Here is a 25,993-nt window from a genome sequence, read left to right as displayed (position 1 = left end):
GGAATGAAGCCGCGGGGTCCGATCTGGGGAGCGGAACCGAACCCCGCGGCGGCAGCGGCGAAGAGGCGAATTCGCCGCTGCCTACGCGCCGACTCGGGCCTATTGAGGGGTGTAGGCCGAGCCGGAACCGAGAAACTTGGTGGTCATGGCGCGGGCGTCGATCTCGGCCTGCGCGCGGCGCGCCTGCTCGACCGCCTGCGCCCGATATTGCGCCGCCATCAGGCTTTGGATCTGGAACTGTTGCTTGGCGGTCAGTGCGAGCAGCTGGTTGGTCGCCTGTTGCGCTTGCAAAGCGCCCTCGGCGCCCTGGCTCCGCGATACGATGCCATTGAGGGTCTGCGCGTCAGCCTGGACGTTCTCGACGACCTGCGCCTGCACGCCCATCGTCTGTTTGTAGGCCGCCATCTCTGTATCGAGCCGCGTCCGCGCCGCAACAACCTGGCCGTTCATGGTCAGCGCCTGGTTGAAGCTCTGCGGAAATAATGCACGGAACTCCTGGTCGAGACCGGTGACGCGGAACTGGATGCCTTGTGCCTGTCCCATCAACTGGTCGATCTGCTGAAGCGTCTGGGTAATCGCCCGGATCTCGGGGAAGCCAATCGTGGTAAGATTCTTCGCTTGGTTGACCAAGCTCTGCGCCTGGTTCTGAAGCGAGCGGATCTGGTTGTTGACCTGCTGAAGGGTTCGGGCGGCGGTAAGCAGATTCTGGCTGTAATTGCTCGGATCGAACACGGTGAGCTGCGCATAAGCGGGCGCACTCGGCACGATGAGCGCGACGAGCGAACCGATGGTGCCAGCCCCGAGCGCGGTCGCGATCAGATATTTGCGGGTTGGGATACGCATGACATTTTACTCCTTGGCTTGGGGGACGGGAAGTCGGCGAGGAGGCTGGCGGCCCAATCGAGCCCGCTTCCCTCAAGGAAGCAGGCCGCGAAATCCTCGGGGCCGTGCTCGGCCAGCAGAACGTCGATCCGCGCCTGGGTCGCGGGATCGGAGGCGCCGCACAGCGCCAGCGCAATCGGGCCGAGGCCGAGTTCGAACAGGCGGTTGCCCCGTGCGGATTGCAGATAATAATGCCGCTTGGGCGTGGCGCGGCTGACCAGTTCGATCTGCCGGTCGTTTAGGCCGAACCGCTCATAGGCGGCGCGCGACTGCGGTTCGATCGCCCGGTCGTTGGGCAGCAATATGCGCTGCGGGCAGCTTTCGATGATGGCCGGCGCGATGCTGCTGTCGGCGATGTCGGCCAGGCTCTGGGTCGCGAACAGCACCGCGACATTCTTCTTGCGCAGCGTCTTCAGCCATTCGCGGATGCGCGCGGCGAAGAGCGGATGGTCGAGGAAGATCCAGGCCTCGTCGAGCACCAGCAGCGTTGGCCGCCCGTCGAAGCGCTCCTCGAGCCGGTGGAAGAGATAGGTCAGTACCGGGGCGACGACGCCGGCCTGTCCCATCAGCGACTCGGTCTCGAAGCACTGGACGTCGGCGAGCGCGAGACGCTGCTCGGCGGCGTCGAGGAGCCGGCCATAAGGGCCGTCGAGTGTATAGGCGGTGAGCGCGGTGCGCAGCGCATTGGACTGGAGCAGCATGGCGAGCCCGGTCAGGGTGCGCTCCTCCGAGGGTGCCGACGCGAGACTGGCCAGTGCCGACCAGACGGCGTCCTTCACCTCGGGGGTGACCAAGACCTTCTCGTGGGCCAGCAGCGCCGCGATCCATTCCGCCGCCCAACTGCGTTCGCTGGCATCGTTGATCCGGCGCAGCGGCTGGAACGCCAGGGTTTCGCCGCTGTCCGCGCCAAGACCGAGAGAATGATGCGCACCGCCCATCGCCAGCACCGCTGCGCGCGCTGAATAGCCCTTGTCGAATATATAGAGCTGCGAGCCGGGATAGCGCCGGAATTGGAGTGCGATGAGCGCCAGCAACACCGACTTGCCCGCGCCGGTCGGGCCGACGACGAGCATGTGGCCGACATCGCCGACATGGGTCGAGAGGCGGAACGGGGTCGATCCGCTGGTCTGCGCGTACAGCAGCGGCGGGCCGCCGAGGTGGCGGTTTTCCGTCGGTCCTGCCCAGACCGACGAAAGCGGCATGAGATGGGCGAGGTTGAGGGTATGGACCAGCGGCTGGCGCACATTGGCATAGGCCTGGCCGGGCAGCGACGACAGCCACGCTTCGACCGCGTTGACGCCCTCGCGCTTCGCCGTGAAGCCGAGGCCATTGACGATCCGCTCGACCGCGCGGACCTTGTCCTCGGCGCGGGTGCGGTCGACGTCCGACACCGTGATTGTCGTCGTCAGATAGCCGAAGGCGACGTGATCGCCGCCAAGCGCCTGCAGCGCGAGATCGGCATCGACGACCTTGTTGTCGGCGTCGGTGTCTAGGAGCTGGACCGGCTGGTTGTACATCACCTCGCGCAGCAGTGCTGTGATCGACTTACGCTTGTTGAACCATTGCCGGCGGATCTTCGTCAGCGCCTTGGTCGCATCGGTCTTGTCGAGCGCTATGAAACGCGTGACCCAGCGGTAGCCGAAATCCGATAAGTTGAGCGCGTCGAGGATGCCGGGCCGGCTGAGGTTCGGGAATCCCAACACCGTCAGGGTTCGCAGATGGCGGTCTCCAAGCTTGGGCTCCAACCCGCCGACCAGCGGCGTATCGGCGAGCAGCGCATCAAGATAGATCGGTGTCTCCGGCACGGCGACCGGATGGGGGCGGCTGGAAACGGTGCCGTGGAGATAGGTCAGCGTCTCGGCGTCGCTTAAGGGCCGCACCTCGGGCATGAAGCCCGACAGGAGGTCGAACACACGATCGGTCTCGGCGATAAAACCGGCGAGGCTGGCGTGCCAGTCCCGGCCCTTCGCGTCGTCAGGCCGCTCGACCAGCGTCCGTCCCGCCGCATCGCTGCTGTCCGCAGGTGGCAGCCAGACCAGCGTGCCGTGATAGACACTCTCGAAATGCTGGCCCTCGGCTTCGAACCCGGCACGCCGCTCCTGCTCAACCAGCCAAGACGCTGCGTCGGGAAAGGCGCTCTCGGGATAGCCGAGCGCCTCACGCCGTTCGGCCTCGAAGAACAAGGCCCAGCCCGAGCCAAGCCGTTTGAGGACGTTGTTCGCCCGGGCGCAGGCCGATACCAGTTCCGCTTCCGTCGCGCTTTCGAGATCAGAGCCGCGAAAGGCGAAGGACCGCATGAAGCTGCCGTCCTTGTTGAGGATGACGCCGGGTGCGACCAGCGCGGCCCAGGGCAGATGGTCGGCGAGCCGGTCGGCGCGCGACCGATATTCCGCTAGGTTCAGCATGCCAGATATCCTTTCTGGCGCAGATGGCGGAGCAGCACCGGCACGAAATCCGGGTCGCGGCGGGCCGCGAACACCGCGACGCTGTGGCCCATCGCCCAGATGCCGATCCCGACCAGCCATTGCTGCAAGCCCAGCCCGACAGCCGCTGCGATCGTGCCATTGACGATCGCGATGCCGCGGGGCGCACCACCCAGCAGGATGGCTTGCCCCAGGCTGGCGTGGATGGGCGCCTCGAATCCAGCGACATGACCGTTGTCGATGTGGCTCATGCGACGAGCGCCCCGCCGCCGAAGCTGAAGAAGGACAGGAAGAAGCTCGACGCCGCGAACGCAATCGACAGGCCGAAGACGATCTGGATGAGCTTGCGGAACCCGCCGGAGGTCTCGCCGAATGCAAGAGCAAGCCCCGTGGAAATGATGATCAGTACCGCGACGATCTTTGCGACTGGTCCTTGGACCGACTCCAGCACCTGCTGGAGTGGTTCTTCCCATGGCATACCCGCGCCGCTGGCATAGACGCGGCTGGTCATGGTGATAGACAGGCCGAGCACCAGCCCGGTGAGGAAGAAGCGGTCGCGGTTGGAAATACGAACGATGGTCATGTCAGTCTCCTTCAAAGTCGTGGTTGGGGTCTGGGAAGAGATCGACGACGGCGTAGCCGCCATCGGGGTCGAGGCCCGCGACGCAGGCGATCGTCTCGATCCGCCGCGCGGTGCCGCGGCCGGCGATGAAGACGATTATGTTGATCGCCTCGGCGACCAGGTGGCGCGGCACGATGACCACGGCTTCCTGGATGAGCTGCTCGATCCGGTAGAGCGCGGAAGCCGCGCTGTTCGCATGGACGGTCGCGATTCCGCCGGGATGACCGGTGTTCCAGGCCTTCAGCATGTCCAATGCTTCGCCGCCCCGGACCTCGCCGACAATGATGCGATCGGGTCGAAGGCGCAGCGTCGAGCGCACGAGATCACCCATGGTGACGGCGGTGTTCTTGTCGGATGAGCTTGGCCGGGTCCTGAGCGCCACGGTGTCGCGCGCCGGCGATTGCAGCTCGCGGGTATCCTCGATCAGGATCACCCGTTCGTCGAGATCCGCCATCTCGGCGAGCAACGCGTTGGCGAGCGTGGTCTTACCCGAACTGGTTCCACCCGCGACGAGGATGTTGCGGCGATCGACGACGGCGACCGATAGCAGGCGCGCGGCCTCCGCCGACATGATGCCGTCGGTCACATAGTCCATCAGCGTGTAGATCCGGGCCGCAGGTTTGCGGATCGAAAAGCATGGGGCTGTTGATACGGGCGGCAGGATTCCCTCGAACCGCTCCCCGGCGCCAGAACCAAGTGGCGGCAGTTCGGCCGACACGATGGGTTTGTCGCCATGGACTTCGGATCGGACATGGGATGCTACCAGCCGAATGATCCGCTCGACTTGGGCCGGATCGAGCTTCACGTCGGTATCGACACGGCCTTCACCGAGAATGTCGATCCGCAGCGCCCCGTCGGGATTGACCATGATCTCGATCACACGGCTGTCGGAGAGCGCCGCGGCAATCGCCGGCCCCATCGCGGTGCGCAGCATGGCGCGGCGGCGTTCCGCCGAGACGCTTGTCGTCTGGCCGGACATCATGATGCGCCTCCGTCGGGTTCGACGGGTGACAGCGTGCGCTTGCCGCCCGCTATCTGGCGACCGACCTGGGAGACGAACGCCTCGAACCGATCACGCCCGATGGCGCGGGCCGCGGTATCGGCTTCGGGTAATGGCGCCGTCACCATCAGCTGATAGCGGACGAACAGCGCCAGACTTTCCAGCAGTACATCGATGTCGCGCCGCGCGCCGGCGAGTTCGCGTGTCAAACGGTCGAGGCGAACCTTCAGGAGGTCGTCGACTTCCTTGGTTCCCCGGCGCGCCAGCCAGTCCTTCAGTGCGTCGTTGACGAGGTGGCTCTTGTTGCCGCGCGGACCGGCGGCGAGCGCCTCCAGCGCGTCGCTGAGTTCGCGGTCGATATAGAGGTTCTGGCGGATCTTCATCGCAGCCTCAGAAATCCGGTATGAGGTCGCGCTTGGCGCCCTCGTTGATGGCATGGCCCCGCACGATGGCGTTCTGCCCTTGCGCCTGGTCCATGGCGCGCTTGTCGGCGGCGACATCATCGTCGTCGGGCACGATCTGGGGATCGCGCGTTTCAGTGGTGTCAGTTGCCTTGGAGGCCTGTTCGGGAAGGCCGGGATGGCGCTGCTGCTGCATGCCGCCATCGTCCTCGCCACCCGCGGCATCCTCCGCCTGGTGCAGTCGGTCGTCGGTGCCGCGCACCTGGTTGGACCAATCGTCGCCGCGCGACTTTGGCCGATCGGCATATTGACCCGATGCCAGCACCGGCGCCGGTGCCACGCGCGCAGTGAAATTGCGGTCGCGGAAATAGCGCAGTTTGCGCGCCCGGATGGGCGGGAGACCGGACACGAGCACAAGCTCTTCGTCGGGCGAAAGCTGCATCACCTCGCCCGGCGTCAGGAGTTGGCGGGCGGTCTCCTGGCGGCTGACCATGACGTGCGCCAGCCACGGTGCGAGCCGGTGTCCAGCATAGTTGCGCATGGCGCGCTGCTCGGTCGCGGTGCCGAGCGCGTCGGAAATGCGCTTGGCAGTGCGCTCGTCGTTGGTCGCGAAGGCAACGCGGACATGGCAGTTGTCGAGGATGGCGTTGTGATCGCCGTAGGCCTTCTCGATCTGGTTCAGACTCTGCGCGATCAAAAAGGCGCGGATGCCATAGCCGGCCATGAAGGCAAGGCTGGTCTCGAAGAAATCGAGACGGCCCAGCGCCGGAAATTCGTCTAGCATCATCAGGAGCTGGTGACGGCGCGAGGATGTGCCGGGCTGGTCCAGTCGTTCGGTGAGACGGCGGCCAATCTGGTTGAGCACGAGCCGGATCAGCGGCTTGGTGCGGCTGATGTCCGACGGCGGAATGACGAGATAGAGTGACAGCGGTTGGTCGGCCTCGATCAGGTCGGCGATCCGCCAGTCACATCGCGACGTGACCTCCGCTACTGTTGGATCACGATAGAGGCCTAGGAAGGACATGGCGGTCGACAGCACGCCGGAGCGTTCGTTCTCGCTCTTGTTGAGCAGTTCGCGCGCGGCGGATGCGACGACCGGATGGACCCTGGGGTTCTTGTCGTCGCCGAGGTGATTGGTTGTCATCATTCGGCGCAGCGTGGCAACGAAGCTGCGCTGGGGGTCGGACAGGAAGGTCGCGACGCGGGCCAGTGTCTTTTCCTCCTCGGCATAGAGCACGTGCAGGATCGTGCCGACGAGCAGCGAATGGCTGGTCTTTTCCCAGTGATTGCGGCGTTCGAGCGCGCCTTCGGGATCGACGAGGATGTCGGCGATGTTCTGGACGTCGCGCACCTCGTCGATGCCGCGCCGGACTTCGAGCAGTGGATTGTAATGCGCCGACGCGGCTTCGGTCGGGTTGAACAGCAAGCAGTGCGAGAAGCGCGCGCGCCAGCCGGCGGTCAGCGTCCAGTTCTCGCCTTTGATATCGTGGACGACGGTGGATCCGGTCCAGGACAGCAAGGTCGGAACGACGAGGCCCACGCCTTTGCCCGAGCGGGTCGGCGCGAACGCCATGATGTGTTCGGGGCCATCATGGCGAAGATAGCGTCCACCAAGAGTGCCGAGCATGACGCCGGCGTCGCGATGCAGACCGGCGCGTTCGATCTCGCGGGGGCTTGCCCAGCGGGCGGAACCATAGGTGGTGACATTGCTCGACTGGCGCGCGCGCCACAGCGAACCGAAGATCGCTGCCGCGCAGCCGATAAAGCCGCTGGCGCCGGCGAGCATGCCCGCCTTGTCGAAGACGATCGGGGCATAAGCATCATAGTGATACCACCAGCCGAACAGCGCCCAGGGATGGTAGATTGGCATAGTGCCGAGCCGGAACCACGGCAGACCGAGTTCGGGCTGGTAGGCCAGCATTGCCGCCGCCCACTGCGTCGCCGCCCAGACTCCCGCGATGACGATCGCGAAGACGACAAGGATCTGGCCGATGAGCAATTTGGTGGGTGTCACGTCGAGGCTCCCGCCCGCCGGACAGGACCGGCTCGGGCGGATTCAGACTCGGTGACGGACGCCAAAAACGGAACGGCGCTGATGGGCGCAGATGGGCTCGCCTGAGTCCGTTCCGGTCAGATGCCGGAACCGGAAGCTATCCGGCAGGCATCGTCCGGCGGTTAGAGGCCGGTGTCTGTTCGGAGCGTCTCGATACGTTCGCGCGATACGGTCTCGACCATTTCGCGAAGGGCACGAACAGATTGTGCCAGGGCGTTGAGGTCGTCATTGCCGATCTCGTAGCTGGCCGAATAGCGCGCCTCGACATAGGCACGCTTGAGCAATTCGAAGCGGCGGCGATCGATCCGGGCAGCGCGTGGCCACGCCTCGATCAGGCGCGGTTCGCTATCCTCGGCGAGCGACCGCAGGAATTTGATGTTGTGCGAACGGGGGAAGTAGAAGGTGCGGACGAGAAGGAAACAGGCGTAAGCCGTTTCCGTCGCTTGGTGAAGGTTGAAAGCAGCCTTTCGGCTCCAATCCGGCTCCTGTGACGTCCGCGACACCGAATATTCGGCAAGCTCGATCCATTGATCAAGCGACCTGAGCTGGTCGCGGAAGTAACAGCTCGCCATTTCATAGGCATCGGCGGCAGTTAGCGGTTGGGGCGTGGCGAGCTCATTACCGGGCAATTCGTAGAGAATAATTCCGTCGCGCGCGATATCCACCCAGAAATATTCACCGCGGCTCAGCGCTTGGTTCACCTCCTGAAGAGTGTGGACGATGATGTTCACCGGACGCCCAATGGCTGCATCGCGCAGGATCCTGTCCTCAGCGATGTACCAATAGTCGGCGATATCGGTGAGATCGGGATGGCTGACGATGATCAACAGATCGTAGTCGGACTGGTAGCCATTCTCGGGCTCGTCGACCCAATCCTCCCGCGCGTAGCTGCCGAACAGGACGATCTTGAGGATGCTGCCGTTCTTCTTCCATGGCTGGGTCGCACGCGCGGTCGCCTCGGCGAACTCGCCCATCAGCAATTGCTTCACGCGGTTCAGCTCGCCCTGCTGGACCGAGGGCAGATGATCGATGGCGTCCTTCATGCAAGCGATTCTCGTTAGAAAGCCAGATCTTAGCAACCCTCAATTTAAAGCCATCGTCGCGCGGCTAACCGCCCGCGCATCCAAAAGCTTACTGTGAGACGCTTACGATCGCTAATTAAATGCCCTTACCTTGGCCAAATTGTTATTTAAGTGAACGAGCCTTCACTTAAATAGGCTGAACGGTTAGATCCTCGAAATCCCGGCCGTCACGGTCTTTTGGGCAGCAAAGTCAAAACGGATTGCTTTTTGTTCATCCATTTTGAAACGGGCAAAAGGTAATCCGCCTAGTCCACACGGATCTCACCAAACCAGCAATAGCGCCGGTGCGCTTGATGGCTCAAATCCGAAATCCCCATGCCCAGCGTCTGAGGTTCCGCGCGTCGTACTTTGGGACAAACCTGCCATTCAGTTTTGTATTTGCGAGCGGCAGGTTTTGGTTTGGAAACAGACATCGGTAATTTTACCGTCATTGCTCTTTGAAACGGGCAGCCTTGGCGGAGAGGCTGGCGGCCCAGCAAGACCCTGGCGATAAAATTATTGAAAGGGTGCACCCCACGGGCCCGCCTCACCTGTCCAGGAACTATTAAAAAGATTAAACATCGCCGAAAGCGCGCGATTCTGATCAGGCCACATCTAAGTGGCCAGTCAACTCTGCGATTAGCAGTTTAAGAATCCCTTCGAGATGATGTTGTGATTATTCAAAAATTTCATGTAGATCTGTAGCTACATTAATGTTTCTCCAGGCGAGATTATCGACTTTTATTAATTGACAGCCTGAGGCGCTGATCCATGACCGCACGGACCGGTGGCCGCTGACAATATGCGCGTTCAAGCGAGCACATAGCGATGCTGGCCAAATACCCACCATATACTGGTCAGCGAAACAAACTGGCCCAGTTCCGAGCGAGCGAGCGAGGTCACTTGGAAGTGGATAGGTGTCTAACGGAACTGTCAGAACAGCGTCGAAGCCGTTACGGCGGCCATATTCCAAGGCCGCGGCCATGCCCCCCAACGGCCCAAGGCCCGGGCCCGGCACGTCCGGGATGGAGGTCCACTCCAGCCAGCTACGCCCGCACAAGACGATATCGTCGACCTGAGGCTGCAAGGCGGCATGGACGTGGTCCAGAAGCGTAACGCCATCAATCCGCGCCATGGCCTTGTCGGAGCCGAAGCGCCGCGACATGCCACCTCCAATGATCGCTCCCAGCAGGGCCATGTCAGAAGCGCAGGCATTGTAGAACGGAACCTGCCGGACCGGCAGGCACACCTGCCCGTCGCTCGACGAGGACATCCGCTTGCGCCAGCATCATCTGCGCCGACGCCTGCTGGCGTTCAATAGTTCGAACGGTATTGCCCTGCGTCACCCCGCATAAGAACTGATCCCTGTCGCCGCCTTCCTCCAAAGCAAGGGACGACGCATGGCTGGACCAGCGCAAGGCAGAGGCGAAACCGGCGCCTGACATGGCCGCGATCATCGGCGCCAGAAACAGACGCGCGGTCGTCAGGGCGGCAGTCGGATTTCCTGGTAGGCCCAGAATGTGAGTCCTGCCGATTCTGCCATACCACAGAGGCTTGCCCGGCTTCATGGCAACGCCCGCGAAGGCGAGGCGCAGGCCGAGCGGCAGGAGCGCTGCGCGGGCCAGATCCCGATGTCCATGCGATGCGCCCCCCGCCAGCACCAAAATGTCGGTTTCGGAAAGCGCGGCCTGCGCGGCATCGCGCAGGCTGTCGATCCGGTCGGTCGCGCGTGACATGCCGGTCAGCTTGCCGCCCCATTGCCGCGCTATCAGCGTCAAAGCTTCGCTTAGACTATCAGGAACGGTATCGGCCTGCATTGCGGCCTTGCCGGGTTCGACCAGTTCGTCGCCATTGGTCATGACATGCACGCGCGGCCGGCGCCATACGGTCACACCCTCTACGTCGGCGGCGGCGGTCACGACCATGGCCCGCGCATCCATGCGGGTGCCTGCGGTCAGCAATGTCTGGCCTCGCGCAAAATCATCGCCGCGCCTGCGGACATGGCCCTTGCCACCCCTGTCCGTCAGTATGACATGTTTCCCGTCGATCATCGCATATTCGCGCATGACGACACGGTCGGCACCCGGAGGCATCGGCGCGCCGGTCGATATTCGAACCGCCGTGCCGGGTGGCAACGGCACTGGAAGCGGTCCACCGGCGCCACTTTCGCCGGAGAGGCGAAACCGGATGACCCCTTGCGCAAGATCGCGGGAATGCACGGCATATCCGTCCATAGCCGCGCAGTCCCGCCGTGGCGAATCAATCCCGGCGACGACATCCCTGGCAAGGACGCGCCGGCCTGCCTTGCCAAGAGGCACGAACTCAAAACCTAGCGGCACGCAACTCTTCCGCACGATCGCCTGCGCTTCATCGAAGCCAATGGTCGCGGCGCACGCAATGCTGGTTGCTGCGGTCATGACGCGGCCCTAGTGCGTCATGACATTGTCGGCAACCGCCCCGGCTACGACGGTCAGATCGGGTTGCGCCACCGCTTTTCCTATCAGGATCAGCGTCGGGCGATCCTGGGCAAAGGACTCGATCACCAAAGGCAGCAGGTCCAGCCGGGTTCGCAGCATCTGCTCTTGCGGCAGGGACGCGTCGCACGTGATGAGCGCTGGGGTCGACCCGGGCAAGCCAGCGGCGATCAGGGCGCGACTGAGTTCGGGCGCGGCATCCCGGCCCATATAGACCGCTAGCGTGCTGGTCGGATCGGCCAGCGCATTCCAGTCCAGATCGAGCGCCTGCCCACGCCGACTGTGCGCGGTGACGAACTGAACGCGGCGGGCGATACCCCGGAGAGAAAGGGACACGCCCGCCGACGCCGCCACCGCGCTGGCGGCCGTCACGCCGGGGCAAATCCGAACGCGCGCGCCGATCGCACGCAGGGCGGACATTTCCTCGGCTGCTCTGGCGAACATGGCTGGGTCGCCGCCCTTCAGGCGCACGATGCGCCTGCCCGCCAGCGATGCGGCGACCAACATCTGGTCGATCGTCAATTGATCCTTCGAATGGCGGCCGGATCGTTTGCCTACGCTTACCCGCTCGACACTGGAGGGGATCAGGTCCACCACGCCCGGCCCGACCAGCGCATCATAGAAGACGACCTCTGCCGCTGCGATCAGCTTCTCGGCCTTTCGCGTCAGAAGGTCGGGATCGCCGGGGCCAGCCCCCACCAGCCACACGTCTCCGGGCGCGATCAGGTCATTCCGCGGCATCAAGCGTCTCCTGCATGGTCTGGGTAAAGATGGTCGCGATCGCGGGGCGGCACGATCCGCAATTTGTGCCCGCCCCAAGTGCGGCGCCGACAGCGGCGACATCCATCAGATGCTGGTCGCGGATCGCAGCGACGATCTGGTTGAGGCCGATGTCGAAGCAGACGCACACGGTCGCGCCTTTGTCGGGCTGACTGCCCGGACCACGTGCCGCGAGCACCGAACCACCCACGTTGACCGCTTCCAACTGCGCGATCAGCCAGTCGCGGGAGGGCAGGAGGCCGGTGCGCGTCACGAACAGGACGGCTTGCAAACGGCCTTCGTTGATGCTGGCGACGCGGCGCGTGCCCTTCGCCCGGTCCAGCGCCTCGACCCGCTCGCCATGAGGAAGCAATGCCTCGAGCCGAGCGGGATCGCCGTTCCCGGCTACTTCGAACAGGGCGCCCCCCGGCACGGTGATTTTGGTGGCCCACAGGCAGGGGATGTGCGGGAAGGTCTCTCCCCGCAGGATCAGGAAGCCCTTCCATTCGGTCTCGACCCGCGTGACGCTGGCGGGCGTGGACTTGAAGCCCGGCTGCCCCGAATGTGGGTCCACCAGCGGACGCGGCAGGAGCCCGGTGCGCCCGCCGCTGCTCGTGCGATCGGTCCAGTGGATCGGCGTGAAAATCTCACCCACACGCTGCCCTTCGTTCAGGGCGACGCGAAAGACGCTGTTCCCCTGCGCAGTATCGACCCGCGCCAGATCGCCATCGGCAAGCCCCAGCGCCGCCGCGTCCTGCGGATGGACTTCCACGAGCGGCTCTTCACGATGCCGCGACAATTTGGGCGACAGGCCGGTGCGGCTCATCGTGTGCCACTGGTCGCGATAGCGCCCGGTGTTGAGCGTCATCGGCCAGTCCTTGAGCGGCGGCTGCACGTCCATTTGTCTGGTCAGCACCAGTCGCGCCTTGCCCTCGGGCGTGGCAAACGAGCGATCGGCAAAAGGCCGACCGCCCCACCGGAACGGCTCCATCGCCTCATAGGCTTCGTTGCCGATCGTCGCCTTGTCCTTAAGGTTCAGCAATCGTTGCCCGTCATTCTGATAGGCGGTCAGGCGCGCATGTTCGCGCCATATGTCGGCGGGCCGGTCATAGGCGAAGGCGTTGGCCCACCCCATGCGACGGCCCACTTCCTTCACGATCCACCAGTCGGGCTTTGCCTCACCCGGCAGCGCCATGAAGGGACGCTGGCGGCTGATCGTGCGGTCCGAATTGGTGACCGTGCCGTCCTTCTCCCCCCATCCGGCGGCGGGCAGGCTGACATGGGCGTGCGTGCTGCTGTCGGTGTTGGCCATGATGTCCGACACGACGAGGAAGGGGACAAAGGCCAAAGCGTCGCGTACGCGGCCTGCGTCGGGCATCGATACGGCGGGGTTGGTCGCCATGATCCACAGCGCCTTGATCCGCCCTTCGTCCACTGCGCGAAACAGATCGACGGCCTTCAGCCCCGGCTTGGTCGCCATGTTGGGCGCGGCCCAGAAGCGGCCCACGCGCGCCACATTGTCCGGCGCAAAGTCCATGTGCGCCGCAAGGGTCGAGGCAAGGCCGCCGACCTCGCGCCCGCCCATCGCATTGGGCTGCCCGGTAATCGAAAAGGGTGCCGCGCCCGGCTTGCCGATGCGGCCGGTGGCAAGATGGACGTTGATGATCGCATTGACCTGATCGGTCCCGCGGATCGACTGGTTCACGCCCTGGCTGAACAGTGTGACGGTGCGCGGTGTCGCGGCGAACATTTCGAAAAACTGCTTGATGAGCGCGGGCTCGACATCGCATGTCTGCGCCGTCGTCCAAAGGTCATGACCGTTCCGGATATGCTCCCAGAAGCCTTCTGGCGCGGTGATCGAGCGCTCGATGAACGTCCGGTCGATCGTCCATGTCGCATTACACCAGGCCAGCAGCCCGTTCATAAGCGCAACGTCGGTTCCGGGGCGGATGGGCAGGTGCAGGTCCGCGCCTTCGCAAGTCTCGGTGCGGCGCGGGTCGATGACGACCAGCTTCGTGCCGCGTGCCGCCCGCGCCGCCTGTATCCGCTGATAGACGATCGGGTGGCACCAGGCGGTGTTCGATCCCACCAGGACGATGAGGTCCGCCGCGTCGAGATCGTCATAGCTTGCCGGAACGATGTCTTCGCCGAAGGCGCGGTTATGCCCCGCGACCGCGCTCGACATGCACAAGCGGCTGTTGGTGTCGATATTGGCCGACCCGATGAAGCCCTTCATCAGTTTGTTGGCGACATAATAGTCTTCGGTCATCAACTGGCCGGAGACGTAGAAGGCGACGCTGTCGGGGCCGTGGCGATCGATCGCGTCCCTGAAGCGCTTTGCCACAAGGTCGAGCGCCTTGTCCCAGCCCGCCCGCTTGCCCCCGATCATCGGATGCAGCAACCGCCCCTGAAGACCGACCGTCTCGCCCAGATGCGTGCCCTTGGAACAGAGGCGCCCGCCGTTGGCCGGGTGCGCCTCATCCCCCCTCACAGAAACCAATCGCGGGCCGGTCGGCGTCGCGACGATGCCGCAGCCGACGCCGCAATAGGCGCAGGTGGTGCGGACCGCCTCTTGCATCAGGCGGCCGCCTGCATGGCGTCGGGCTGCGCGATCAGGATGCGGCCGCCCTCCTGACGCACTTCGATGACAGGCGTGCATCCCTCGTCCGCACCCTGCGCCTGCCCGGTCCTGAGCGCGATGTTCCAGTTGTGCAGCGGGCAGGCGACGCTGTGCCCATGCACGATGCCCTGGCTGAGCGGCCCCTTCTTGTGCGGGCATTCGTTGACCAGCGCGAAGACATGATCATCACCTGTGCGGAACACCGCAAGATCCTTCTGCCCCGCGATCTGGACGGTGCGGGCACCGCGCTGGGGGATGTCGTCCAGCGTTCCGATGTCAATCCATGTGGTCATGTCGTTCACTCTGCTGCGATGGCGAAGGGGGCGATGGGCTGGTGCAGTTCGGCGTGCTGGCCAGCGGCGCGCTCTGCCCAAGGATCGTCCTGCGAAAAGCTCTGGGCATAGAGGAAGCGGGCGCGCAGGGCTTCCCGACCGGCGGCGTCTTCGACGATGCGCTGTTTTACATAGTCGACGCCGACGCGCTCGATCCACGGCGCGGTGCGTTCGAGATAGCGGGCCTCTTCGCGATAGAGCTGGATGAAGGCGGCGCAGTAATCCAGCGCCTCCTGCTCGGTCGAAATCTTGCACAGAAGGTCGGTGGCGCGAACGTGGATGCCGCCATTGCCGCCGACATGCAGCTCATAGCCTGAATCGACGCAGACGACGCCGAAGTCCTTGATCGTCGCCTCCGCGCAGTTGCGGGGGCAGCCCGACACGGCGATCTTGAACTTGTGGGGCATCCACGATCCCCAGGTCATCCGCTCGGCCTTGACGCCAAGGCCGGTCGAATCCTGCGTGCCAAAGCGGCACCATTCGGACCCGACGCAGGTCTTCACCGTCCGCAGCGACTTGCCATAGGCGTGGCCCGAAACCATGCCCGCGGCGTTGAGGTCGGCCCAGACGGCGGGCAGATCCTCGCCCTTGATCCCGAAAATATCGAGCCGCTGACCGCCCGTGACCTTGACCATCGGCGCGTTATATTTCTCGACCACATCCGCGATCGCGCGCAGCTCGCGCGGGTTGGTCAGGCCGCCCCACATGCGCGGGACCACCGAATAGGTGCCGTCCTTCTGGATGTTGGCGTGCATCCGTTCATTGACGAAGCGGCTTTGCTGATCGTCGTGATAGACGCCGGGCAGCGCACACAGCAGATAATAGTTGAGCGCAGGGCGGCACGACGAGCAGCCATCGGGCGTCGACCAGTGCAGCTTCTGCATCACCTCGGGGATGGAGCGCATGTCCTGCGCCACGATCTCGCGCCGAACGTCGTCATGAGTGAAGCTGGTGCATTTGCACATCGTCTTGGGACCGGACTTCACATCATCGCCCAGCACGACGCTCAGCAGATTTTCGACAAGGCCGGTGCAGCTGCCGCAGCTGGCCGACGCCTTGCACGTCGCGCGCACGGCGTCGAGGCTGGCATTGCCCGCCCCGATGCACGCCACGACCTGCCCCTTGCTGACGCCGTTGCAGCCGCAAATCTCGGCATCGTCCGAGAGCGCCGCAACGGCCGCCTTAGGGTCCAGCGCGCCCCCTCCCTGGGCGAAGGCTTGTCCGAAGATCAGCATGTCGCGAATATCCGCGACATTTTCCTCGCGTTTGAGCAGGTCGAAATACCAGCCGCCATCGACGGTATCGCCATAGAGCACGGCGCCGACGACGCGGTCGTCCTTCACCACGACGCGCTTGTAGATGCCACGCGATGCGTCGCGCATCACGATGTCCTCGCAGCCATCTCCGCCCGAAAAGTTGCCAGCGGAGAACACGTCAAGGCCCGCGACCTTGAGCTTTGTGGATGTGACCGAGCCGCGATAGCCGCTGTGCTGATCGGTGAGGCCATCGGCAAGGCTGCGGCACATGTCCCACAGCGGCGCGACGAGGCCATAGACATTGCCGTCATGTTCGACGCATTCGCCGACCGCCAGGATGTCGGGATCGCTCGTCACCATATGATCGTCGACGCAGATGCCGCGATTGACGGTGAGGCCCGCCTCGCGCGCCAGCGCCGTCGCGGGGCGGATGCCCACCGCCATGACGACGAGGCTGGCGGGGATTTCGCGACCGTCCTTCAGGCGGACGCCCTCGACCTTGCCGTCGCCATAGATGGCTTCGGTATTGGCGCCCGTCAGGATCGTCTGGCCGCGCGCCTCCAGCGCCGTCTTCAGCAGCCAGCCCGCCGCCTCGTCGAGCTGCCGCTCCATCAGCGTGTCCATGAGGTGGATGACCGTCACTTTCATACCGCGCAGGGTCAGGCCATGCGCCGCCTCCAGTCCCAGAAGGCCGCCGCCGATCACCACCGCGCTGCCGCCGCCATTGGCCTTCCCGGCTTCCGCCGCCGCCAGCATGGTGTCGACATCCTTCATGTCACGGAAGCTGATGACGCCCGGCAGATCCTTGCCCGGCACCGGGATGATGAAGGGGTCTGACCCCGTCGCGATCAGCAGCTTGTCATAGGAGACGCTGCGCCCGCTCTGCGCCGTCACGCGCTTGGCGGTGCGGTCGATCGCCGTCACCGGGTCGCCCGAGATCAGCTCGATGGCGTTGTCGGCATACCAGGCGGCATCGTTGATGACGATCTGCTCGAAAGTCTTTTCCCCCGCCAGAACCGGCGACAGCATGATGCGGTTGTAGTTCACATGCGGTTCGGCGCCGAAGATCGTGACGCGATAGCGCCCCGCGTCGCGCGCCAGCAGTTCTTCGACCGCACGGCATCCCGCCATGCCGTTGCCCACCACAACCAGATGTTCGCGCGGGTCGGGGGAGGTGACGAGAAGATCGTCAACGCGCTCCGCGACCGGAACAGTCTCACGCTGAAATTCCATCCCAGTGCCTTTCGGAAAACAAAAAAGCCGCCATCCGGACCATCGGTGAGAACCGAGAGTCTGGATGGCGGCTTTGCCATCATATCGTGCCTTGCCGACCCGTCTGTGGATCGTCGCGGCTATGTGAAGGAGGACATCCTTGTCCCTTGCGTCGCAGCATAGGACGAATCGCTAGGTGGCTCAAGCGATTCGTCGCGATGCTTTCAAATCAGATGGCCCAGTCCGCCTGAAGCCAGACTTTGTTCGTGTCGGTCGCCAGCGCTCGCGCATCATAATGGGCGTAGCGCACCGACAGAGCCGTCTTTTTCACCTTCGCGGTCGCCAGAAGATCGACCTCATTGCCATAATGCTGGTCGAGCCTATCGCTGTCGAACCTGTGCCAGCTTGCCGTCAGGGTGATGGCCGACAACCTGCCCCACTTCTTCCAGTCATAGCCGCCGCCGACATAGAGGTCGCGCACGCCGTTGGCGGGCGTGGTCAGGAACTTGTCGGCCCATCCCTGAAACTTGAAATTGGTGCCGAGCGGCGTCTGAAAGCTGGTGAAGGGTCGTCCGTTGTCGGCGCCTAGCACTTCGTAGCCGCCATTGAGCTTCCACCCCTTCACGTCCAGCGTGGCGTCCGCCAGCCAGTAATCGGCGCTATAGTCGTTGGGATTGCGATGATAGTCGGACTGGCGCGCATAGCTGAGCTGGTAGCTGAGCTTCGCCGCCTTCGACAGCGCCTTCGCGCCGGCGAGCCGCACGCCGTAGGTCTGGCTCGACAGGCGATATGCCTGCACCGCCGCCTCATCCTGATTTACCAGATAGGCAAAGCCCGTCATCGTGCCGATGGGCGTCGTGTAGGAAAGATTGGCGAGGATATTGTCGCCGCTCACCGCCTGCTGCCGGGCACGTGTCCCCTGAACGCCCCAGATCGACCTGACGCTCCAGGCATAGGCGACGTCCAGCTTCAGGCCCTTTACCGGCGTGAGTTCGGCCCGCACTGCATCGAACGTCTGCGCATTGTCGCGGAAGGCGACATTGCCGACAAAGCGTTCGTCATCGAGCACGATCTTCTGGCGTCCCGCCGTCAGGGCGACCGCCTTCGTCTTATATTGAAGCTGCGCGATGTAGAGCGCGACATTTTCCGGATCGGCGACGATCGGCCGTGTCGGCGCGCCATTGAGGCCGTCATAATAATGATCGACGATCGCCAGCGTCCCTTGCCCGACGATGGAGGCGGACAGCGCGCCGCTGCTCGCGGTAAGTCCGGCGCGGGCGCGGACCGTAAGGGCATCGGCCTTCTCTTGCGGCAAGCCATCCTGATCGACATGCTCGTAGCGCAGTCGTGCTTCCGCGAGCGGCTTCAGGGCAATTGTCTGGGCGCAAGCGGGGCGTGCGACGACCAGCGCGGCCGCGGTTACGATAAAAACCTTCATGGGATGCGTCCCCCCGGACGAATGGTGAAGCGATGAAACCGGGGGCGGCAAAAGCTGCGCCGCCCCCGGTTTCAGATCGTCAGATGCGCGCTCCGGTGCTCCAGGTCGCGCGCCACCGGGCCTTCACCGCCGTCAGGCCCAGCACCGCCAGAACCGCAAGTCCGGCGAAGATCAGGAAGCCGGGCGCGAAGCTGCCGGTGATCTGCTTTGCCAGACCCAGCGAGCTGGCGAGGTAGAAGCCGCCGATCCCGCCGGCCATGCCCACCAGACCCGTCATCACCCCGATTTCCGGCTGAAAACGCTGCGGGACGAGCTGGAAGACCGAGCCGTTACCCGTGCCCAGCGCCAGCATGGCGAGGACGAACAGGCCAAGCGCACCGGCCAAAGTCGTGGCATAGCCCACGCCCGCCAGCGCCAGTGCCGCGACGATATAGACGATCGTCAGCGCCTTGACCCCGCCGATCCGGTCAGCAAGCGCGCCGCCCAACGGCCGCACCAGCGATCCGGCGAAAACGCAGCCTGCGGTGCAATAACCCGCAACGATCGGCGTCAGGCCGAACTGGTCGGTGAAATAGATGGGCAGGCTGGCGGCAAGTCCCACGAAACCGCCGAACGTCACGGCGTAGAAGGCCATCAGCCACCAGGCATCAGCCTGCTTGAGTGGCGTGAAATAATCGACGATCTTCTTGGGTGCGGGCGCATTGGGCGCGTCCTTGGCCATCAGCATATAGGCGACAAAGACGATCGTCAGCGGGATGCAGGCGAGGCCAAGCACGGCATTCCAGCCGAACATCTTGGCAAGCACGGGAGCAAAGAGCGACGCAAGCACCGTTCCCGAATTGCCCATGCCCGCCAGGCCCATCGCCTTGCCTTGATGTTCCGCCGGATACCAGCGGCTGGCAAGCGGCAGGGCGATGGCGAAGCTTGCGCCTGCAAAGCCCAGAATGACGCCCAGCGCCAGCGTACCGCCAAAGCTGTCGACGCCCAGCGCCCAGGCGCAGAACAATCCGGCAATGACGATGATTTGGCTGATCGCGCCCGACCGCTTCGGTCCGATCCGGTCGACGAGCAGGCCGTTGACGACGCGCAGCAAGGCTCCGGCAAGCGTCGGCGTCGCGACCATCAGGCCTTTTTCGGCGGGCGTCAGCATCAATGTCTTGGAAATCATCGGCGCCAGCGGCCCGAGCAGAACCCACACCATGAAGGCGAGGTCAAAATAGAGAAAGGCGGCGATCAGGGTCGGTGTGTGACCGGCCTTCCAGAAACTTGTCGCGGGCGCCGGCGCGGCGCCAGTCTGTTCGCGGTCCCAATAAGCGGTTGCCATGGTGCTTCCCCCATAAATGGAAAATAGACACGAAAAAAGCCGCAGCCCGGACGTCACCCCTATGGGCAAGTCCGGTCAGCGGCTCTGCTGCGATAGAAATTGGGGATGGCGATCCCACCTTTGGGACAGCGCATCGATATAAGCGCGCTTCGTCGCGCGACTCCTATAGTCTTATGGAATCTGCAGGCTGTTGCAAAGCACAATTTTCGCCCGGGAAATCAACGCGTCTGCGAAAATTCCGCGAGATATGCCTCGATTCGTTCGGGATCGAAAATCCGCCCGTCGAAGAAACGGTCGGGGCCAAGGGTCAGGTCTCCCCGACGCGATCCGACTGCAAGCGGCAGCTGGACCGCGCCCTCCACCTTCATGCTCGCGCCGGGCATTGCCACATCTCTGCCCGTCAGCGCGCGCCGGAAAATATCGGGGCGAAAAACCGCCGCAGCGCGGGTCGCCGTTGCCGGGTCATGATCCACCATGCCCCACCGCACAAGCTGCGAGTAGATCCACAGCGCCTGACTGCGCCATGGAAAGGGCGTCGCTTCCCGGCCGAACAGGATGAAGTCGGGACTGGCCAAAGCCGGCTCGTGCGGCCGCGCCATAATCTGGCCGGCAAGGGCGCGCCGGATAAGATGCGCCGGCTGGTCGATATAGCGTGGATCGGAAAGCAGCTCGGACAGCCTGTCGTGACTGGCCGGATCGTCGCACCATGCGGCGGAGCGTGCCAGGGCGCGCAGCAACCTGTCGACCGTTTCGGGATTCTCCTCCATCCAGGCTTCGCGGAAGGCCAGAACCTTCTCCACGCCGCGCTGCCAGATGCGTTCGCCGATCGCCGCCGCCTCGGCCAGTCCGGCTTCGACCGCTGCGCTGCCCCACGGTTCGCCCGCGATAAATCCGTCGATTTCCCCGGCCTGCATCGCCTCGACCGTCAGCGACGGCGGCAGCACGCGCAGCACGACATCCTTGTCCGGATCGACGCCCGCGCTCGCCAGCCAGTAACGCAGCATCAGCGAATGGCTGGAGAAGCGATGGACCACGCCGATGACGGGTTTGCGCCGCCACAGGCCGATCGCTGCGGCAAAGTCGTGCGCAGTGCCCAGCGGATCGGCCAGACGCGCCGCCACATCGGGGTCCAGCGCCTTTGCGAAGTCGTTTGCCATCACCAGCATGTTACCGTTCACGTTCAACTTGTACGGCGCGGCGAGGGGGGCGGGCTGCTGGCTGAGGCCCAGCGTGACCGCAACCGCCAGCGGTGCCAGCATCTGCGCGGCGTGAACCTGCCCGTAAATCATGCGGTCGCGCAGCGTCGCCCAGCTCGTGCTGCGGACCAGATCAAGGTCGATACCTTCCTCTTGCGCAAATCCCTGCTCGCGCGCGGCGACCAGCGCGGCTGAATCGGTCAGGGGCAAAAAGGAAATCTTCACTGTCGTCGTCATGCTCCCCCTCCCAACAGGTCGCTGGCGGTAATCAACGCTTGCGCCACGTCGACGATTTTCTTGCCCTGGTTCATCGCGGTCGATCGCAGCAGCGTATAGGCATCCTGTTCTGACATGGATCGCTGGTTCATCAGGATGGACTTGGCGCGATCAATGACCTTGCGCTCGGTCAGGGCGGCGCGCGCATCGTCGCGTTCGGCCTGCATCCGGGCAAAGGCATTGAAGCGGCGCACCGCCAGTTCCAGCACCGGCTTCACGCGTTCCTTGCGCAACCCGTCGACGACATAGGCGGATATGCCCGCGTCGATCGCCGCACCGATCATGGCGTCGTCCGACTGATCCACGAACATCGCGATCGGCTTGGCCAGCGCCCGGCTGACCATCAGCATTTCTTCCAGCGTATCGCGGCTGGGGCTACCCAGGTCCATCAGGACGACATCGGGCGCCATGCGCTCCAGCCTCGCAACGAACGCGCCGCGCGGCGGGACAATGTGGATGTCGTCATAGCCGGCATCGCGCAGCCCGTCTTCCAGAACGGACGCGCGCAGCCCGCTATCGTCGATAATGACAATCCGCATGACGTCCCCTTTGGGCGCGACAATAACGTCCGGTCAGGCCGGTGGGAAGCGGAGGCCAATGCCGGGAAGCGTGATTTTCTGGCCATACCCATGTGTCCGACCGTTTAGGAAGATGCGAGGCGCTGCCGCTTCTGCCGGAAGCAGACCTTCATGACAGTTGATCCTAGCAGCTGGGATTGGTCGCTTGCTGCTGGTAAAGTATTTTGTTGTTGTCCTGCAGATCTTAGCGACCCCACACAGATTACTCAGATATGGCTCGCATTTCAGTCGCGGGAGACCCCCTCCTCATTCATCCTCCGACAAATGCCGCATGCCAGCGAGCAGGTCAGTCTGCGTAATGAGCCCCGCTAGCGTGCCGTTGCTCCAGACCACCACGGCATGATGGTGCACACCATCGGACAGCAGCGGCACCAGCGTAGCAGCCGGCCTGTCCACCGCCACCAGGCACGCGCCCTTCAGCATGACCTCCCGCACCGTTCCCTGTGACGCTGGCGCGAGCACATGGCGCGGGACCAATCCGATCACATGATCCTTCTCGTCCAGCACGGGCAGAGCCGAGACGCACCGTTCGTCCATCAGCGCGAGGGTCGGCGCGATCTCGTCGGTGGCGCGGCAGGTGATCACGTCGCGCGACATGATGTCGAAGCACAGCGGCAGCGGCTTGCGCCGGGCGAAGGCTTCAGCTTCGACTGCGCGCAGCAGGCTGGCAAGATCCTCGGCCTCGATATCGGGCCGGTCTTCCAACCGGTCGAGCACAGCTTCGACGTCGCTGTCGCTGAAGCCGGTTCGCTCGGCGGCAGGTTGGTCGCTTGTGCGGGGACTCGCAGTTGAGGCAGTTTCGGCCCGATGGGGGTAGCGGCTGCCGGCCAAATTGTTGAAAGCTATGCCAAGCCCCACCAGCAGCAGCGAGTTGAGCCCGACCGGAAGAAGCGCAAAGGCAAAGCCTGCCTCTCGCACGGCATCGCCGCCGAAAGCGGCGAACAAGGCCACGGCCCCGCCCGGCGGGTGAGTGCAGCGCAGCAGCTGCATGGCCAGAATGGCCGCACCAGCGCCAAGCGATCCCGCCACGAGCGGATCGGGGAACAGCTGCACGGCGGATACGCCAAAAAGCGCCGAAACGAAATTGCCGAGCAGTACCGCGCGCGGCTGGGCAAGCGGGGCGGCTGGCAGGGCGAAGACCAGCACCGCCGATGCCCCCATCGGCGCCACCAGAAATGGCAGCGCCGAGGGATCGGGAAGCAGCCAGGCTGTGACAAGCCCGGTCAGCGCGAGAGCGATTCCCGCACCGATCGCCGAACGGGCCGGATGCATGCCGGGTTGACGCCAGAAGGCGGGGCTTTTCAATCGATGCAACGGATAGGGGCCTCTCAGGCGGCCAGCAATTCGTCTGCCGGTCCGAAGAATTCATAGTGGATGCGACTAGCCGCTACACCAGCCTGCGAGAGTGTGGCAACCGCGTGACGCAGAAAGGCGCGGGGCCCGCAGATGTAGTAGTCCGCTTCGGCAATGGGCGTGTTGGCCACCAGCCATTCGTCGGTGATGATCCCGGCGATGTCGTAGTCGCGCCCCGCCACTTCGTCGCCCAGCGGGTGCTGATGAAAGTCGGTGACACTTACCAAACCGGCGCTCGCCGCCAGTGCCTGGACGTGATCGCGCATTGCGTGGGTGGTACGATCATGTGTGCCGTGGACATAGTGGATCGGCGCGGTGCCTCCCTTCGCCACGAGCGCCTCCAGCATCGCGACCATTGGCGTCAGACCCACTCCGCCCGACAGCAACACCACCGGTCGTTCGCTCGTATCATCAAGGAAGAACTCGCCCGCCGGAGCTGCGACCTTGAGTCTGCTGCCGACGCCCGCAGTATCGTGAAGCCAACCCGAGGCCAGCCCCTGTGGTTCGCGCTTGACCGAGATGCGATAGGTCTCGCCATTGGGCGCCGCGGAAATCGAATAGTTGCGCTTCACTGACGGATGACCGGGGATGTCGAACCAGAAGGTCAGATACTGGCCGGGCTTGTATGCCATTACAGGGAGCCCATCGGCGGGGCACAAGATAAACGAGGTGATGACCGCGCTTTCCGGCACGACTTCGACCACCTTGAACTCGCGCCAGCCGCTCCAGCCTCCGTCGGCCGATTGCTGTTCCGAATAGAGCCGATCTTCACGCGCGATCAGGATATTGGCGAGGAACCAGTAGGCTTCGCCCCAAGCAGCGAGAATCTCATCGGTCGCAGCATCGTCCAGCACCGCCTTGATCGCGCCGAGCAAGGCATCGGCGACATAGGGGTAATGCTCGGGCAAAATCTGCAAACCGACATGCTTTTGCGCGATGCGCTCCACCGCCGGCGCGAGTGCCGCGAGGTTCTCGATGTTGCTCGCATAGGCAAGGATGGCCCCGGTCAAGGCGCGCGGTTGCGATCCCGCATCACCGTGGTGCGACTGGTTGAACAAGGCGGCGATCTCGGGGTTCTGGAACAGGCGGGCATACATTTCGTGCACGATGGCGAGGCCATGGGCTTCGAGTGCGGGGACCGTGGCCTTGACGAGCGCGATCGTCTGCTCGCTGAGCGGCTGCGACATGGAATTCTCCTGAGATGGAAAGGTGGTTCGGGAAGGGGGCAGGTCGTGGTCAGAAACCGGGTGGAGGCCGGTCCCAGAAATCGACCTGCATTTTCATCGTGCCCAGTGGCGTGACGAAATGCGGTTGTTGCGGCTCGATCAATCCGGGCCGATCAGGGGTAAGGATCACCTCGCTGGTTGGATCGAGATAGGTGAGCCGGAGCTCTCCCTCGATCACCCGGATCACGCCCCACACGCCCGCCTTGGTATCGTGGCGGGCGCGCAGGGCAGCGGGCAGGCTATCCTGATCGAACACGGGGGTGGAGCGATAGGGGCGCGGTTTTGACATGGTCAGGCTGCCAGCCGGATATCGTCCGCGTGCTCGGGATAAGGAGCAACACTCAGCGGTGCAGGCTTGCCCGCCAGTTCATCGGCAAAGCCGTGGTTGACGTCGCGATGATGCGCTTCGTCGGCGCGGACCACCAGCACCACGTCGCGCAAGGTGGCCGTATCGGGCAGCTTCCAGTAGCGACGGGCGATCATCGGGGCGGCGACATCCGGGCTGCGACCCTCGTCGATCTCCTTGAGGTAGAGAGTGTAGCTGATCACGGCCTCCTCCTCGAAATAGCCGACCACGCGGTGCGCGGTCCGTGCGCTCACCAGATAGAGGCCGAAGAAGGCGAGATAGAACGCCCACTGCACCAGCAGAATCACCAGCCGCTCGAACAGCGACGGCTGGGCGACCTCGATGAAGGTCATCAGGTGCATCCGCTCGTTCTCCGCCTCTTCCATCAGGGTGCGGATCCAGCCGTTGTCACCCTGCATCCGGCGCAGGCACCTGAGGTGAGTGAGTGTAGCGCCGACCATGCCGGGCACGGCGGCGACGGTTTCGAGCACGATGGCGCGATGGCCGTAGCGCTTGGCGAAGAAGGTATCGGCGCACAAGCGCAAGACCTTGGTGAAGCCGAGCGCGATCCGATCACGCAGGTCGCGCGGGGTGTGGTGAACGGTCAGATCGACCAGCGGAATGTCGGTCATGGCAATATGCTCCTTTTCAGGCATGGTCCGTCGCGGCTGCTGTGGGGCTGCCGGGTCGGTGGGAAGAGGCGGGCACTGGCTGGGCTTCCAGCCGGAAAAACATCGCGAGCTTCAGGCTCTCGGCGATCCGCGCGGCCTTGGCCTGCAAGGCAGCAGCGGCTTCGGGGGCCATCAGTTCATCGGTGGTCTCGGCCCAGAGTGCGAGCCAGCGCTCGAACAGGGCGGGGGTGATGCGATCGCGATGCTTCACATGCGCAGGCACCGGCTGGCCCTTGTAGCGTCCGCTGGTGAGCATGACGGAGGACCAGAAGGCTCTCAGCTTCTCGAGATGTTCGGGCCAGTCGTGGATGGCATCGTTGAAGATCGGGCCGAGTTCTTCATCGCAACGGACGCGGGCATAGAACGCGTCGACCAGCCGGGTGAGGCCGGGTTCGGTTATGTCGAGTGCTGGCATGGCTGCGACTCCAAATCATGTATCTAGGATGCATCTATACTGACGCTGAAAAACATGCAATGAGAATACATGATT

Annotated in this window: 23 protein-coding genes; all 23 read right to left on the bottom strand. The window is 64.1% G+C overall.

The genetic code is table 11. From position 1 onward, the window contains the following. Positions 1–99: 99 nt before the first annotated feature. The 23 genes from trbJ to SAB01S_RS02035 all read right to left on the bottom strand — a co-directional run bounded on the left by trbJ (position 100) and on the right by SAB01S_RS02035 (position 25,918). Positions 100–843, bottom strand: coding sequence for a P-type conjugative transfer protein TrbJ (trbJ, locus tag SAB01S_RS02145; RefSeq protein WP_062731520.1), 744 nt, complete (start codon positions 841–843; stop codon positions 100–102). Further along, on the bottom strand, positions 816–3,287 hold the full coding sequence (gene trbE, locus SAB01S_RS02140) for a conjugal transfer protein TrbE (RefSeq protein ID WP_062731519.1): 2,472 nt from the start codon (positions 3,285–3,287) through the stop codon (positions 816–818). Before trbE ends, trbJ begins: the two co-directional genes overlap by 28 nt. Further along, positions 3,281–3,556, bottom strand: coding sequence for a VirB3 family type IV secretion system protein (locus SAB01S_RS02135; protein WP_062731518.1), 276 nt, complete (start codon positions 3,554–3,556; stop codon positions 3,281–3,283). Before SAB01S_RS02135 ends, trbE begins: the two co-directional genes overlap by 7 nt. Next, positions 3,553–3,888 carry a TrbC/VirB2 family type IV secretion system protein gene (locus SAB01S_RS02130; RefSeq protein ID WP_062731517.1) on the bottom strand — a complete coding sequence of 112 codons (336 nt, stop codon included), beginning with the start codon at positions 3,886–3,888 and terminating at the stop codon, positions 3,553–3,555. The genes SAB01S_RS02135 and SAB01S_RS02130 overlap by 4 nt, the downstream gene beginning before the upstream one ends. Position 3,889: 1 nt before the next feature. Next, positions 3,890–4,909 carry a P-type conjugative transfer ATPase TrbB gene (gene trbB / locus SAB01S_RS02125; RefSeq protein WP_439646645.1) on the bottom strand — a complete coding sequence of 340 codons (1,020 nt, stop codon included), beginning with the start codon at positions 4,907–4,909 and terminating at the stop codon, positions 3,890–3,892. Next, positions 4,906–5,310 (bottom strand): hypothetical protein, encoded by a 405-nt coding sequence (locus SAB01S_RS02120; protein WP_062731515.1) that lies wholly within the window; start codon positions 5,308–5,310, stop codon positions 4,906–4,908. Before SAB01S_RS02120 ends, trbB begins: the two co-directional genes overlap by 4 nt. 7 nt (positions 5,311–5,317) lie before the next feature. Beyond that, a complete protein-coding gene (locus SAB01S_RS02115; protein WP_062731514.1) occupies positions 5,318–7,342 on the bottom strand; it encodes a conjugal transfer protein TraG in 2,025 nt (674 codons plus the stop codon). A 161-nt stretch (positions 7,343–7,503) separates the two neighbouring features. Further along, positions 7,504–8,424 carry a HEPN domain-containing protein gene (locus SAB01S_RS02110; RefSeq protein WP_062731513.1) on the bottom strand — a complete coding sequence of 307 codons (921 nt, stop codon included), beginning with the start codon at positions 8,422–8,424 and terminating at the stop codon, positions 7,504–7,506. A gap of 694 nt (positions 8,425–9,118) precedes the next feature. Continuing rightward, the gene (locus tag SAB01S_RS02105) at positions 9,119–9,640 is read right to left on the bottom strand and encodes a molybdenum cofactor guanylyltransferase (RefSeq protein WP_009824065.1); all 522 of its coding nucleotides are present in this window, start codon (positions 9,638–9,640) and stop codon (positions 9,119–9,121) included. A gap of 1 nt (position 9,641) precedes the next feature. Continuing rightward, on the bottom strand, positions 9,642–10,859 hold the full coding sequence (locus SAB01S_RS02100; RefSeq protein WP_009824064.1) for a molybdopterin molybdotransferase MoeA: 1,218 nt from the start codon (positions 10,857–10,859) through the stop codon (positions 9,642–9,644). A 9-nt stretch (positions 10,860–10,868) separates the two neighbouring features. After that, the gene (cobA, locus tag SAB01S_RS02095) at positions 10,869–11,657 is read right to left on the bottom strand and encodes a uroporphyrinogen-III C-methyltransferase (protein ID WP_009824063.1); all 789 of its coding nucleotides are present in this window, start codon (positions 11,655–11,657) and stop codon (positions 10,869–10,871) included. After that, positions 11,644–14,253, bottom strand: coding sequence for a nitrate reductase (locus SAB01S_RS02090; RefSeq protein ID WP_009824062.1), 2,610 nt, complete (start codon positions 14,251–14,253; stop codon positions 11,644–11,646). Before SAB01S_RS02090 ends, cobA begins: the two co-directional genes overlap by 14 nt. Further along, entirely contained in the window at positions 14,253–14,588 is a 336-nt protein-coding gene (gene nirD / locus SAB01S_RS02085; RefSeq protein WP_021224520.1) for a nitrite reductase small subunit NirD, read from the bottom strand. Before nirD ends, SAB01S_RS02090 begins: the two co-directional genes overlap by 1 nt. 5 nt (positions 14,589–14,593) lie before the next feature. Beyond that, positions 14,594–17,116: a nitrite reductase large subunit NirB gene (gene nirB / locus SAB01S_RS02080; RefSeq protein WP_009824060.1), complete on the bottom strand. Its 2,523-nt coding sequence runs from the start codon at positions 17,114–17,116 to the stop codon at positions 14,594–14,596. A gap of 208 nt (positions 17,117–17,324) precedes the next feature. Beyond that, positions 17,325–18,533 carry a hypothetical protein gene (locus SAB01S_RS02075; RefSeq protein ID WP_009824059.1) on the bottom strand — a complete coding sequence of 403 codons (1,209 nt, stop codon included), beginning with the start codon at positions 18,531–18,533 and terminating at the stop codon, positions 17,325–17,327. Positions 18,534–18,612: 79 nt separating this feature from the next. Further along, a complete protein-coding gene (locus SAB01S_RS02070) occupies positions 18,613–19,857 on the bottom strand; it encodes a nitrate/nitrite transporter (RefSeq protein WP_009824058.1) in 1,245 nt (414 codons plus the stop codon). 218 nt (positions 19,858–20,075) lie between these two features. After that, the gene (locus SAB01S_RS02065) at positions 20,076–21,290 is read right to left on the bottom strand and encodes a CmpA/NrtA family ABC transporter substrate-binding protein (protein ID WP_009824057.1); all 1,215 of its coding nucleotides are present in this window, start codon (positions 21,288–21,290) and stop codon (positions 20,076–20,078) included. Beyond that, positions 21,287–21,868, bottom strand: a complete 582-nt coding sequence (locus SAB01S_RS02060) for an ANTAR domain-containing response regulator (RefSeq protein ID WP_009824056.1) — start codon at positions 21,866–21,868, stop codon at positions 21,287–21,289. Before SAB01S_RS02060 ends, SAB01S_RS02065 begins: the two co-directional genes overlap by 4 nt. A 285-nt stretch (positions 21,869–22,153) precedes the next feature. Continuing rightward, positions 22,154–23,179, bottom strand: a complete 1,026-nt coding sequence (locus tag SAB01S_RS02055) for an HPP family protein (RefSeq protein ID WP_009824055.1) — start codon at positions 23,177–23,179, stop codon at positions 22,154–22,156. A gap of 56 nt (positions 23,180–23,235) precedes the next feature. Next, a complete protein-coding gene (hmpA, locus tag SAB01S_RS02050; protein ID WP_009824054.1) occupies positions 23,236–24,447 on the bottom strand; it encodes an NO-inducible flavohemoprotein in 1,212 nt (403 codons plus the stop codon). A 49-nt stretch (positions 24,448–24,496) separates the two neighbouring features. After that, positions 24,497–24,775: a TehB family protein gene (locus SAB01S_RS02045; RefSeq protein ID WP_009824053.1), complete on the bottom strand. Its 279-nt coding sequence runs from the start codon at positions 24,773–24,775 to the stop codon at positions 24,497–24,499. A gap of 2 nt (positions 24,776–24,777) precedes the next feature. Further along, positions 24,778–25,464, bottom strand: coding sequence for an alternative oxidase (locus SAB01S_RS02040; protein ID WP_021227573.1), 687 nt, complete (start codon positions 25,462–25,464; stop codon positions 24,778–24,780). A gap of 16 nt (positions 25,465–25,480) precedes the next feature. Beyond that, the gene (locus SAB01S_RS02035) at positions 25,481–25,918 is read right to left on the bottom strand and encodes a group III truncated hemoglobin (protein WP_009824051.1); all 438 of its coding nucleotides are present in this window, start codon (positions 25,916–25,918) and stop codon (positions 25,481–25,483) included. Positions 25,919–25,993: the final 75 nt, after the last annotated feature.

It is taken from the genome of Sphingobium abikonense NBRC 16140 (assembly GCF_001598335.1).
GTDB classification, from domain to species: Bacteria; Pseudomonadota; Alphaproteobacteria; order Sphingomonadales; family Sphingomonadaceae; genus Sphingobium; species Sphingobium abikonense.
This window is presented reverse-complemented; position numbering and strand designations above follow the sequence as displayed.